The organism is Tychonema sp. LEGE 07196, assembly GCF_963890365.1.
GTDB lineage: Bacteria > Cyanobacteriota > Cyanobacteriia > Cyanobacteriales > Microcoleaceae > Microcoleus.
Genome location: NZ_CAWPRX010000217.1, coordinates 21,662 through 35,631, shown reverse-complemented (window position 1 = coordinate 35,631; position 13,970 = coordinate 21,662). Strand labels below are relative to the sequence as shown.

7 protein-coding genes are annotated in these 13,970 nt (G+C 43.7%); 4 read left to right on the top strand and 3 right to left on the bottom strand.

The annotated features are described in order from the left end of the window. Nucleotides 1–181: 181 nt before the first annotated feature. Both AACV78_RS27975 and AACV78_RS27970 read right to left on the bottom strand, forming a co-directional pair. On the bottom strand, nucleotides 182–1,813 hold the full coding sequence (locus tag AACV78_RS27975) for a serine/threonine-protein kinase (RefSeq protein ID WP_194010498.1): 1,632 nt from the start codon (nucleotides 1,811–1,813) through the stop codon (nucleotides 182–184). A 219-nt stretch (nucleotides 1,814–2,032) separates the two neighbouring features. Next, nucleotides 2,033–3,499: an RNA-guided endonuclease InsQ/TnpB family protein gene (locus AACV78_RS27970; RefSeq protein WP_339383815.1), complete on the bottom strand. Its 1,467-nt coding sequence runs from the start codon at nucleotides 3,497–3,499 to the stop codon at nucleotides 2,033–2,035. Nucleotides 3,500–4,050: 551 nt separating this feature from the next. On the opposite strand from AACV78_RS27970, the gene pheT reads away from it, so the two are divergent. Next, complete coding sequence (gene pheT, locus AACV78_RS27965; protein WP_194010499.1) at nucleotides 4,051–6,537, top strand: phenylalanine--tRNA ligase subunit beta; 2,487 nt, start codon at nucleotides 4,051–4,053, stop codon at nucleotides 6,535–6,537. Between the two features lie 124 nt (nucleotides 6,538–6,661). Here the strand turns inward: pheT and AACV78_RS27960 are convergent, their stop codons facing one another. Further along, nucleotides 6,662–6,790, bottom strand: coding sequence for a hypothetical protein (locus AACV78_RS27960; protein WP_255512963.1), 129 nt, complete (start codon nucleotides 6,788–6,790; stop codon nucleotides 6,662–6,664). Between the two features lie 198 nt (nucleotides 6,791–6,988). Here AACV78_RS27960 and AACV78_RS27955 point away from each other — a divergent pair, with 198 nt between their 5' ends. From AACV78_RS27955 to AACV78_RS27945, 3 genes are read left to right on the top strand one after another with little or no spacing between them, the layout of a single operon-like run. Then, nucleotides 6,989–7,258 (top strand): YciI family protein, encoded by a 270-nt coding sequence (locus AACV78_RS27955; protein ID WP_194010500.1) that lies wholly within the window; start codon nucleotides 6,989–6,991, stop codon nucleotides 7,256–7,258. 13 nt (nucleotides 7,259–7,271) lie between these two features. Continuing rightward, nucleotides 7,272–10,298 (top strand): hypothetical protein, encoded by a 3,027-nt coding sequence (locus AACV78_RS27950; RefSeq protein ID WP_339383814.1) that lies wholly within the window; start codon nucleotides 7,272–7,274, stop codon nucleotides 10,296–10,298. Further along, nucleotides 10,298–13,966, top strand: coding sequence for a helicase-related protein (locus AACV78_RS27945; RefSeq protein WP_194010501.1), 3,669 nt, complete (start codon nucleotides 10,298–10,300; stop codon nucleotides 13,964–13,966). Before AACV78_RS27950 ends, AACV78_RS27945 begins: the two co-directional genes overlap by 1 nt. The last annotated feature ends 4 nt before the right edge of the window (nucleotides 13,967–13,970 follow it).

Sequence of the window (13,970 nt, the reverse complement as noted above, 5' to 3'; positions counted from 1 at the left end):
GGAGAGTGGGAGAGGGGGAGATTGGGAGAGTGGGAGAGTGGGAGAGGGGGAGAGTGGGAAAATTAGTAATGACCAATGACTAATGACTAATGACCAATTACCAATTACCCATTACCCCTAACTAATGACTAATGACCCCTAACTAATGACTAATGACCAATGACTAATGACTAATGACTTCTTAAAATCCAAAACCCCGCTTACCATCCGGCTTAGTAGTCAACCAGTTTGTCTTTGCCATTGCTAGTTGTTCATCGCTAACTGTAGCGTCAGTCAGATTCGCGCCGCACAAATTTGCACCCCGCAAATTCGCCTTACTCAAATAAGCGCCCGTCAAATCAGCACCTCGAAAATCCGCGCATTCAAAATTAGCAGTGCTGCAATAAGCTTCAGTCAAATTTGCCGATCGCAAATTCGCATTAATTAACCTCGCATGACCCAAATTCGCACCCGACAAATCCGCTGCTTGCAAATTGGCCTTGACCAATCTAGCCTGATAAAAATTCCCCCCCGCTAACTGCGCTTTTTGCAGTTGCAAACCCGACAGTTCGCAGTCAGCAAAATCGCGCTTCCCCTTAAAATATGCCGCTCGCAAGCTGCTGCTGTCCCACTTAACAACAGCTTTCGTGACCTTCGGCGCTGCTGAATTGCTGTTGGAAAATGCCGCAGTTCCGAAAGTTCTGCCGGACTCTGCCAGACTGCGGGAAACTCTCGGCTGCATCCCCGTATTTCCAGACTGGGTGAATCCAGTTCTACCGCGAATAGTGTGGTTCGTTCGCAAATCTTCATTGATTTTGCTTTTCGGCGACGACCACGCAGAACCTTCTTCATTAAATATCGTCGGTTCTTCCACCGTGCGGATAGAGGAGTTGAATTCAGTTGCTAAACCCTTGTAAAGGTCAGCGTCTTCATGTTCGCCATTTAGAGCTTTGATGACATCTGCAGCAGATTGAAAGCGGTGGCCGACTAGCGGCTTGAGCATTTTCTCAAGAATCCGCGAAAAACTTGGACTCAACTGAACGTGGGGCTGCCAAATAATTTCGCCAGTTACGGCATCGAAATCTAAATCCTTGGGCGATTTTGCTGTCAGCAAGTACAAGCAAGTCATTCCCACGGCGTAGATATCGCTGGCAAATATCGGCCGCAGCGCCATTTGTTCCGGGGGAGCAAAACTAAACGTGCCGACTGAAAATTTCGTGTTAGCCCCTTGGTCGGCGGGGTCTAATAATAGCGTTTGGTTAACTTGGTCTTTTACCGCACCGAAGTCAATCAAAACTAAGTGATTGTCTTGACTGCGGCGAATAATATTTGCCGGCTTAATATCTCTATGAATTACTCCTTGGCTGTGGATGTATTGCACTACTGACAGAATTTCTAATAGAAAAATTTTAACGTCTGATTCGTTAAAACGCCCTGATTGCTTGACTTCTTGTTTCAAAGTCGAGCCTTTAACATACTCTTGAACTAAGTAAAATTGCCGCTCGATTTCAAAATAATCTAGCAGCCTCGGTACTTGCGGGTGGTCGCCCAGTTGGCCGAGGGTTTTCGCTTCTCGCTTGAATAATTCCCGCGCCATTTCTAAAACTCGCGGTGACGAACTGCTGGGTCGCAATTGCTTAACCACGCAACTCGGTTGACCGGGTAAAGAAATGTCTTTTGCCAGAAATGTAGCTCCAAAACCTCCTTGTCCCAAAGGTTCAATAACTCGGTAGCGAGCGCGCAGCAATAGCCGCGCGCCGCAAGTCTGACACTGGAGAATAGAGTCAGCAGGATTTTGAGGATTGGGACAGCCGGGATTTACGCAGTAGCTCATATTGATTGAGTTTGCCTATGTTTTTCTGATTTTGTCAGCTTCGCTCGACTGCACAAATTCCCTGACAGCGCCTCTGTTAGAAATACTTATCTATACAGTTGCTGGCGGGCTGTGCATCCGGTTGCGAATTGGAATTGCACCTAAGTCTTTGAGGCCGATATCTCTTCCCTATTCTGATTATGTCGCTGCTGTGAGTTTTTTCGGTAGATCGTCCGTCAATTACCCGTCATCAAGCGGAGTAACGCTATGATGAGGGCTTGTATCTACGCTCCACCGCAATTCTGAAAACCTTTGCAGGATATCAGCTTTAGTTTCATCGCGCGACACGTCAGGGGATACTGACAAGCTCCCCGTACTCGTCGGGTCTTGCCGAACGAGCAACGTTCTCATTGCAATGTTTCGCGCCCCAACCAAATCAGCGTGTAATTCATAATCGCAACATTCACAGCGAAACATTAGCCCCTTGTTCGGTCTATTAGCCTTCGAGGTATGCCCGCATTTAGGGCAACTTTGCGAAGTATAATGCGCTGGAACTTTAGTTGCTAAACTGCCAATCAAATTAGCCTTGTAGTCTATATAGCCGTGTAATTTGGCAAAGAACCATAAGGTCTTGTTTCGATTTGCTTTACGCTGTTTATTGCTCCCATTCTTACCAGATTTGGATTGAGTTATATCACTGATTTCGAGCGAGTTTTCCAGTCCAATCAAGCTGTTTGGCTTGGCAATTTCTTTACTTATTTGGTGGTTGACATCAGCGATAAACCGTCTCTCCCGTCCTGATAATGCGATTAGTCGTCGCTTTGCCGAGCGGGTGTCTTGACGCTGTAGACTTTTCCGGGCTTTCTGGTATTGGTTAGCTTTGTGTCGAGATGCTTTGCCCGAATAGAATGTAGACTTATTATTTGGGTCTGTTTCCACCGCTAGATATCTCATTCCAACATCAACACCAGAGATTCGGGTAATGGTAGTTGGTTCAATATCTGGTAGTTCAATTTCAAGACTCACCATTAGGTAGTAAGTCTTTGAATAGCGCTGGTAAACTATCTTCGCCGCTCCGATGTTAGGGCAAACTCTAATTAAGTCTAGATGTATATGCCAGCCTTCGTAAGGTACAACAATCCGACCGTTGAGCGTTCCAATACTGACTTGCTGGTCAGATTTGAACGAGTAGTCTCGCCGATAATTAAAGGTAACAGTCCGAGATGCGTATTTAGGAGCTTTGTCAAGCCCTTTAAAAGGCTTTTTGGTATGTCCTTTTTCGATCGCTTCATTGTTCTGTTTAACCTTAGTTAATAAGGATTTAAGCGTTGCAGCTACCTGTCTGGGTACGTTACACGCCATCTGTGCGCCTAACCTAAACTCGGAACGCAGGTGACTGTAGACAAGCTTCTGCAATTTAGCACCATTGCTAGACTTGCCATTACCAAAAACGACCATAGCAGTATAGTTCAAGGCATCACGGTAAGCCAGCGTGGTATCACCCACCGCCAACTTCTGTTCGGCGGTGAGATTTAACTTTAGCTTCGCGGTGATAACTTGATTCATGGCTTCAACAAAATCGGAGACTACTATACCTGTTGAATTCATCAAAGGCAACGTGCCAGAAATAAATCTTGTTCGCTCAGCGAGTGCACCGGCTAGAGTGTCGGAAGCTGCGCTTGTCGATTTGGTTGGTGGTGCAATCACAAGCGTCACTCGCATTCGTCCCGCCGCCACCAACCAGGGCGGTATGGTAGGGGAATCCTGCTGTTTTAGTTGAAGATAGTTTAAAGACTTACTATAGTTGCCCTTTTGTGTGTAAAGTCTTTCTAAACTTAGGTGCTTTTGGCGTTGTTAGATATCCCTAGCATACCTCATGTTCTGAATGAGAATGCTACTCATCCGCCAGCCGCCATCAAACTTTAGACCGATCGCTCTTTTGTGCTTATCTATACCCAAACCCTATTGACAATATTTAACAAGTGTGATATAGGTTGCCATAATTGATTCTGGGACTGCAGAGTCATCAAACGGCATTCAACAGAAGGTAGAATGCAGGAGGCATCCGTCAGAAGGCATCCGTCAGAATTTTTGATTTTTCTTCATAACTACGGACTACGGACTACGGACTACGGACTAATGGCGACTAAGACTAAGAGGGCGGGCACGGGGGCACCGCCCCTACTAGCTACGGACTACGGACTACGGACTAATGACTACTGACTACTAACTACTGACTACTAACTACTGACAAAATTATGCGTATTTCTCTAAACTGGCTGCGGGAATTGGTCGATGTGACAATATCCCCAGAAGAATTAGCCGAAACCCTGACAATGGCAGGATTTGAAGTCGAAGAAATCGAAGACCGCCGTACTTGGGGAGACGGCGTAGTATTGGGCAAAATCATCGCCTGCGAACAGCATCCCAACGCGGACAAATTGAGAGTTTGTCAAGTCGATGTCGGCAAATCAGAAGCCTTGAATATTGTTTGCGGCGCACCAAACGCGAGGGCGGATATTTACGTGCCCGTCGCCGTTGTCGGCACTTATTTATCGACTATTGATTTAAAAATTAAACCTGCTAAATTGCGCGGCGTTCCTTCCGAAGGCATGATTTGTTCTCTAGCGGAATTGGGACTATCTAAGGAGTCAGCGGGGATTCACATTTTTGAGCTAGAAAATCCCGAATTGGGTAGCGATATTCGCCCGCTTTTGGGTTTGGATGATGTGATTTTAGACTTGACAGCAACTGCCAACCGTGCAGATGCTTTGAGTATGGTGGGCGTGGCGCGGGAAGTGGCGGCGCTGACTGGGGCGAGTTTGAGAATTCCCGCCGCTGGTGGTGTTGCAATTGAGGACAAAAAAAGCGCCGGTTTAGCAGTAGAAATATCGGAACCGCAAGCCTGCCCAATTTACATCGGTACGGAAATTGAGGGTGTGAAAATCGCGCCGTCTCCAGCTTGGTTGCAGCAGCGGTTGCAGGCGGCGGGTGTGCGGCCGATTAATAATGTGGTTGATGTAACTAATTACATTTTATTGGAATGGGGACAACCGCTGCACGCTTTCGATCGCGATCGGCTACAATCTTTCACAGGTAATTCCGATGTCAGCATCGGCGTGCGCTTTGCCAAAACTGGGGAATCCTTCAAAACATTGGACGGACAAAACCGCAATTTGCAACCGCAAAATTTGTTAATTACTGCTAGCGACAAACCCGTAGCCTTGGCTGGGGTAATGGGCGGCGAAGACACGGAAGTTCACGAAGGAACGCAAAATTTGGTCTTGGAAGCAGCGATTTTTGACCAAGCAACGATTCGCCGTTCTGCCCGCGCTCAAGGCCTCCGCAGCGAGGCATCGATCCGCTACGAACGGGGGGTGAATCAGGCGGCTTTGACGACGGCGTGCGATCGCGCTGTCGCCCTAATTTTGCAGTGGGCTGGCGGTGCTGCGACGGTGCAGAAAACGGCTAGTTCGGGGGAAAATTTGAGTTTTTCGCGGACGATTGAATTGCGTCTGGATCGAATTAATCAGGTTTTAGGGCAGTTAAAAAGAGGAGAAACTGGCGGTTGTCAATATTTGGAACCGGAAGAGGTGAAAAATATCCTCACAGCCTTGGGATGCGAAGTTGTTGCGACAGAAAAAGCACGGGTTTTTGCGATAACTGTTCCTGCTTACCGTTACCGCGATTTAGAAAGGGAAATTGATTTAATTGAAGAAGTGGCCAGACTTCACGGTTACGACAATTTCTGCGATACTTTGCCCAGCCAAACGGAACCTGGTTATTTATCTCTAGAATACGCGCAAGTGCGGAATGTGCGATCGGCTTTTCGGGCGGCCGGTTTGACAGAATTGATGCACTATTCTTTGGTGAAAACTGAGGGAGAAAATCAGGTTGTGCTGGCTAATCCGCTGTTTGTCGAGTATTCGGCTTTGCGGACTGAGATGCTGTCGGGTTTGATTGATGCTTTTGGGTACAATTTGGAGCAGGGAAACGGCGCGCTTAACGGTTTTGAGGTGGGCCGCATTTTCTGGAAAGATGGGGATGTAATGAAAGAGTCAGATGCCGTTGCGGGGATTATTGGCGGCGACCCGACGGCGTGGAAATGGCAACAGGGCGGGCGCGATCGACCTTTGACTTGGTTTGAGGCGAAGGGCGTTTTAGAAAGCGCGTTTCAAGCCTTGGGTTTGGCGGTGGAATATCAACAAAATGATGGTAAGCAAGATGTTTATCCTATTAATGGCGGGCAAGATGCCCGCCCCACAAGGCTGCATCCGGGGCGCACAGCCGCGCTATCGTTAAACGGGAAACCGTTGGGAATCTTTGGACAGTTACACCCGCAATTGCAGCAGGAAAAAAGTTTGCCCGAGCAGGTTTACGTGTTTCAATTAGATTTGGCGGTGTTGTTGGATGAGTTAGGGCGATCGAGCAATTCGACTCGCAAATTCGCGGGTTATTCGAGTTTCCCCGCTTCCGACAGGGATATTGCATTTTTTGCACCGATGGAGGTTCCGGTTGTGGAGATGCAAAGTGCGATGAAGAAGGCGGCTGGTAGTTTGCTTTCTTCGGTGGAATTGTTCGATGAGTATCGCGGCGACAATGTACCGGCGGGACAACGCAGTTTAGCATTTCGGTTGATTTATCGATCGGGCGATCGAACCCTCAGCGAAACCGATGTCGAACCAGCCCAACAAAAAGTGCGCGATGTTTTAGTTGAGAAATTCGGCGTTAGTCTGAGAAGCTAACTGTATGGGCGGTGTCAAAAAGACTGAGAAACCGGGTTTCTTGCAAAAATTACCGCCGCCCAACCAATATATTCATAGAAACCCGGTTTCTGCCACCAAGCGCATTCTAGACTCACTGGAAAAATCAATAATTTAAACAAGTAATATCCTCCCGATCGTCGCACAGCAGATTCTTTTTTGCTACCATCTTTACTCTCTGCCCTGCCAATAATTCTCCCCGTTCATCTTCGTCAAAAACACCAATGTCCGTCATCCAGTCCTATTCTTGAACTGTCAGCAGACGAATGTCTAATAAAGTCATACTTGCCTCCTCCGATCCAACAAACCTCTCTCTTCTTCCCCTCTCTTCCTCTGCGCCCTCTGCGCCCTCTGCGGTTCATTAATCTTATATTTAAAACTCTTTTCTTGTTGTACAATAAACTGTAAACAAATTCATCTAAGGCTCAAAACCGTGACGAAATATGTAATGTGGGGAAGCTACTGCCAAGACGTTCTCGAAAAACGCGCACCATTTCGAGACGCACACCTAGCCGGACTTGCCAAGCAAAAAGAATCGGGAGTATTGATTACCATCGGCCCCACCAAAGACTTAACAAAAGTTTTCGCGATTTACGAAGCCGCCGACGAAACGGCAGTGCGAGACTTAGTTGAAACCGATGCTTATTGGGTAAATGGGATTTGGACTGAATACGACATTAAAGAGTGGATTCAAGCATTTTAAAGGAATTAACAGGGTGAACATCTTAAGACTAGGCGACGACGAACTTGTGCCAGCAGATTATAGCGATTTGCTGGACAAAATCTTAGAAAGTTTGCAGACGAAAAACCCATTTATAGTATGGGATAAAAGCCACCAATTAATAATTGATATTGATGCCATTGCTGCGGATATTTCCCAAATGCAAGTACGGCAACCCTTGGGTTCTTTAGAACGTCAAGCACACTCTGCCACTGTCTACTTTCCGCAGCAAGTCGAAGAGCATTTTGGCACTCAAGTCAGGCAAATTCAACAATCTTTGCAACAGCAATTAGCCTCTAAATTGCCCCAAAATACTTCTGTTGAAAAATTTATCGCTAGTTTGATTAGTCCTTTAGATTCACCCTCTTTTCGCGGAAGCGGCGAAGATTTAGGCTTTAAATACGATTTTGGCAAACGCCACACTCGTTTAGAAAAAGAAAGGCTAACTTTGCAAAATTCAGGTTCTGGCAGCCGTGCGACTTTAAAATTTCACAAGTTGACAGTTACTGTCCGAAATACTGATATTTTTGAGCAAGAACTAAAGCAAGGTTTGGAAAATTACATCAATGAAAATGCCGAGACTAACGATGACAAACAACAACTTAACGATCTTCTTGATGAGATGGTTAAAAATCCCGACTCTGATTTTCACAAATTGATCCGACTGGTAGACAAAGAAACTCTGGGAAAAATCCAAAAAGAAGCTAAAATTACTTATTTGGAGTATCTCCTAGAACACATCCGCCCCAGCAGCACAGATACCGCAGGCATCATCTATTTAGAAGATTTGATCCGCCGCCTCAGATTGATGGAAGATTTCATCAACGACGACAATAAAACAGATGGTGATTATGAGGTTAATTATGCTGGCATTTCAGTTAATTACAGAGAGATTTTTGCCAGAGCGGAAGTTTTAGATGCACTGCCAATTATTCCGATTGTAGCAGGTTGCTTGGGAGAAAGTACCGACAGTTCTCAAAGCGAACGTAAATTTATATTTGGTCTCAAAGTCAAATTCGATAACTCAGTTCAATCGCGTGGTGGAAAGGACGTATTTGAATATTATCTGAACCTGCTAAATCCAGACAGTGAAGAACACAAAGCAGAATTTGAGGAAGATTCTAACCCCGAAACATTTGTACGCAAGGTGTTAAAAATTGCATTCTTATATCACTTTATTTTTGCATCTCCCCACACTCCACAAACGGAAAATTATAACCCTGAATTAGAACTTGAGTTTAATCCTATTCCTAGTTTTGAGCATTTAATCAAAACAGTATTGAGTCGCGATAATGAGGAAGTCAAAAAGAGACTTTTCCGAAATTTGGTGAATAGGTTTAACGAAGTCAATGTTAAATATAAAATAAACCATCTGAGAAAACTGTTGAGAAGCTTTCTGGAACGGCAGACAATTTTGCCAGATCGAACAGAAACAAGACACATCAACCTCAAAATGGGTCTAGTACAGGATATTGACAATATTTTGAATCAGCGTAAATTTTTTAATGATATTATGGAGCGAAACTACAAGCAAACGCTTCATTATATTACTGTCAAAGAACCCAGTGTCGATTGCCTATCTATTTGTCAGCTACCAGTCAATATTACTGTAGAAGATGTCCGCTATTTCCCAACTGAGGATCGCCAAAATTTCAGCATGGAATACAACATCAAAGATGTTGATATTTTGCCTATACTTTTTGCACCAAAAGCCGCTCGTTCCAGAGAAATTTACAAAAAACATTTTCAGACAAAATTAATCTTGTTTCCCTATGACAATAAGCGACTAGACAGCAGTGCAAAAGGTTTGCAACCTGCGGCAATTTTTGTTTATCAATTTACCGTGTTGCTGCTGTCTTATATCTGTCTGAGAATTTTGCTGAAAAATACCGACAAAAACTTATTTATTCCGATGGTGAGACTTCACGAAGGCGACAATAAAAACCCTTCGCCGTCAGAAGAATTTATTGCTAAGCTTTCTAAAACATTGTCTCACATTTTGAGTGAAAAACAGCGCTCAACTTCTCAGGGCTTTCGGATCATGAAAACACCAAACCGTTACACAATTCGTAACGGTTTGAGTTCCATGTATTCCATCCTTCCCAAAAAGTTTTATTTCGAGAACCTGCAGCTAGCTCCTGAGTTGGACAAGTTAGCAATTATTGTCGTTTCCAGCCGCGATAGCGATGCGAAAAAAGGCGATCGCAACCGATTTCAAAGACAAGCCTGTTTAATTGGAGAAGTTGTGGGAATCAATCGCTTAGATGACACCACGATTCAAGTCGAATTACTGAAAACACTTTCCGAGAATTACAGTGTCAGCCGCCTTTATACTGAACCTGTAATTCTGGAAGATGTCATGAGTCAGCTTTACCGACAAGGATATCGGAATTTTGCATATATTTCCCAAGCACCTTACATGAGTACGCTGCACATTACCAAGACTGATGAAGATGAGGAATTGTCTTTCATGTCCAAAAAATTGCTCCGAACTTTGAAAGGAGAGCGGCGGGATATTAAAATTTATCCGATATTTTTTGATAAATACTATGTTCGCAGTTTCCTAGGCGATAAAGGAAAATCTTTTTACATTCAAGATACAATGGAGCTGGAAAATTTGTTTGCTGATACCAATCAACAAGCTGTGATGTTTTTTAACTTGTTTAACGGCATTAAAGTTAAGGAGGAGAAAAATTTTTATAACGGTGTGATTTCCTACTCGACGCTGTTGCACATATACGGAGGTGTTTTGGACGATCGAGACATTCACGAAGGTTTGATTTATGATGGTGAAATCAAAAATACTTTGCTGCACTATTTAACCATGTTTCACTTTTCTCGGTATGAAGCCCGTCACAATATTAGTTTAAAACTCGATCCTTACGAGCGGATTATTGGCGATGAATCGGTTGGTGCCTTGTCGGTATTCAGTCATGCTGGCGGTAGTGCGGATTTTAATTCTTTGGCTTTTTTGAATAAGGTAAGAGAAGTATTGAATGTCAGCGAGGGAGGTACACAATAATGATTGGTGAAGATTTTGGACGGCTGTTTGAGGTTGGCTTCAATATTGGGATTTTGGCATATATTCAGCGAGAAAAGATAGCTCACAATTTTGGAGATTATTATCGATTGGATTTGCAGCAACTCAAGTTGCCAAAGATGATGGCGGAAATTACTAGGGAAGCGAATCTGCTGGCTAGTTTAGATGCTAAAATTGTTGAGAAATGGAGCTTGTTTTTTGTTCAAAAAGGCTTTATTGGTGGGTTGAATTTTTTTCGGGAGTATCTCAAATCTACGGGATGGAATTTAAACAGAGCGCAAATTTTGTACTGTCAGTGCAGTTTTAGCGATGCTAACAGTATTAGAACTTATAATAAAGAAAATCAAAATGCAGGGTTTAAACAGGTATTATCTCAGTTAAAAACTGCCAGTCATAGTTTATCGGAGGAGGAAATTAATCGGTACATCCGCCGCTACTCGAAAAAAGGCGAGTTTTTGCAAGCTGATACGCTGATTTTGTTGCAGAATGGTAGAGATTTTAGAATTCTGTGCGTTGATTTATCTGTGTTTGCTCCCCCGTTTGTTTCGGGAAAAGTCGAGAATCTGAACGAAATAGAGGTGATGCGGAAGTCTTTGCTCGCAGAAATTAGCTATTTGCGATCGAAAAGTGTTTTTTCTAATTTGCGAATCGATACAAGCACTTTAGGGATAAATTTTTCGGAGGATTTAAGCCGCTATTTTACGGCTTTTAAGTATAAAGATAAGGAAAGCACTAAGTTGATTCAAGCGGGTAGCTACGCTGATAGCTTTTACGGTTTTCTGCAAACAACTAATATTATTCCGGCTGGTGCTGAGGTTTTGTTGAATGTTGTCGGTTATAGCGATCGCACAATTAACGCAATTTCCCTCCGCAATGATAAAATTGACCTCTTAGCGACTTGTGCCAAAATTTACAAGCACGAAACTCGAAAAGAAGAAATTAGCGATGCTCGCGCTGATGTTTTAGATACAATTCAATACAACGCGGCTCGCAGTTTTCAGCAAGGCAAAAAGTTTGTTGATGCTTTGTTAACAATCGGCAAAAGTTCGACACCTGTATGTCATGCAGAGCGAATCGATAACTTTGTCAGCTCCCTAGATATTATATCAGATAAATTGGCAGATGATTTGGGAATTTCTCGCGGGCTGCATCTGAGAAACGCTCATGCTGAATTGATTGCGAAATCGCTGCAATCTGAGGAAGTTTATATTTTTTTAACGGGGAATCCGGGAATTGGGAAAACAACGGCGATCGCACATTTTCTGAAAACTCATGTAAACGATGGGTTTCTATTTCTTTACGTCAGTCCCCGCAAGCAAGTTAATTTAGATATTATCGAAAAATTTATCGATCGCCAAACAGGTTTATTGTGCGACGACAGCTTGTTTTGTATAAACACGAGTGCCGACATTATCGCCAACAATGCAGGAAAATGCACCGTCAATTACGCAGCAAATAACTATCACCAAGATTTCCAGCAAACAACTGTTAGCTTTATCAAAAACGGCGCTGAAAAACTGCGGGAGCAATATCACAAGCCGCAACTCGAAAAAAAGGGAGAAACGGTAATTAAACCTAGTAATCCTAAGACTAATGGAGTGCTAAATAGCGTTTCTCAAGCAATACATTCGCTGATTCGCTGCCAGACATCGCACAATATCGTAGCTGCGGTTTCTATCCAATCTTTGAAGGTGACAGAAACCAATCAAAATACTCTCCAGCATTTAGAAAAGATATTTCAAGATACTTACAACAAACAGAATAAACAAGTCATTCCTGCTAAAATGCAAGAAATATCCAGCCGGATCAAACACATCTTCATCATGATAGATGAAATTACCGGAGACGACGGCGGGGTTGAGTTTCTGCACGGAATTGGCAAGCTGGTTAACAAATATCAGTTGCACGACCCAAAACACGGTTTTAATACTAAAATTATTGTAGCAGATGCTTCGATTGTTGACCCGGATGTCATCAAACAACACCTCAGCGATACTTCGCCGGAACCGGATAAAATATATTTCAAAAAACTGCCAAAAAATGCTGAGGAAATCCCGCCTTTACAGGTTGTTCCTTTTGAATTTAAACGGTTGGCTGCTACTGTCATCAATACGAATTCCTATCCCGCTAGCAGTTTAGATATAATTTATAAGGTTTTTGTAGAGGCTGTGAAATTCACTGAAGATACTTCCTTGCATCTTAAGAATAATTTAGTGAAATCTGTGCAAGCGGAAATAGTTGCAGATATCGATCGCCGATTAGCAATACCTGGTGTGGAACAAATTATTGTTTACATTCAGGATAAGCGAAGATTGGCAGAATTGATCGAGAAAATCCAAAATCAGCGGGAATTTAAGCGCTATACCGATTATCTGGAAGTGCACGCGAATATCTCGGAAGAGGAAAAACAGCAGATACAAAAGTGCAAAAACACAGTTAAAGTAATTTTCATGACTGCATCGGGAAGTCGCGGCTTGTCTTTCCCGAAAACTAAGCATATTTTAGTAGATATTCCCCGCTTTCAGATTGAGAAAAATCTGATGGAGGTGATTCAGGTAATTTATCGGGGGCGCGGGGAAGATGATGATGGTAAGACGCTGGATGGTGAAGCTAAGGAGTTGGTTTTTTATTTGTCTGATACGGCATTTTACTATGCTGATGATGCGGAACTTTCGCTACAGGAAAGCAAGTTGAGTTTGTTGAATTTGCTGCTGATTCTGAAGACTGCGGTGATGACGCGGATTTTGGGATACGGATATTTGGGTAGGGAAAAGTTTTTGATGATTCCGATTGGCGGTAAGTCGATTTCGGCGGTGGGCGACACTTTTAGCAGCAAGATGGCGAGTCTAATTAAGGTTTTGAAAAGCGAACACCGCAGCCACCCCCAGAATGTGTATCTTAAGGAGGTTTATGAGGGGCTGGAGGAGCTTTTAAGTCGCGGGGAGTTTGTTTTGCCAAATTCTGAGGAGTCTCGTGGAAAGGGCAATTCTTACTTGGAAATGCGGGAGGATTTTAATCGGAAGTTTTTGCAGGCGTGCAATCCTCTTGAGGGTTTGCTTGGTTGGGGCAATCTGGAGATTGGTCATGTTTTGGGAAGTTTGTTATTAGTTCCTTTGGCTGATAAAAGTTTGAACGAAAACTATCAGATGCGGCTGAATGGGGAAATTAAGAAATGTTTGGAGAATCAGTTGCTGAAAAAAATGGAGACGATCGCAAATAGTAAATCCTCTCCTGAGAATGTAAAATCGGCAATTAGAGGAGGTGCGATCGAGCTTTTGCAATTTCTCAGCGGCGATGTGGAGAAAACTCAGTATTTCCAGCAGCAAAGCCAGCAGTTCGATCGCTATTATGCTATACCTTTGTTTGCTTTTGTCAGCGGCGAGGAGATGCAGGAATATTTTGCTGACACCAAGCTGGAGGAACCCGAGGATCTGATGTTTCGGGATATTTTGTCGGCTGCCGTGCGATCGACCTATCCGATAGACAGTATAATCCCGATCGGGCACAAGTATCGCGAATTCCCGTTTATCGTGTTTAGAAGCTACAGTTTAGAACAAAGCCGGGAAAAGATGTTTACCGATAAGTATCTTTTGAGTTCCAACGAGTTGAACGCGCTCAATTTGATTTTGTCCAAGCAAGACGGGGGGTAAAACC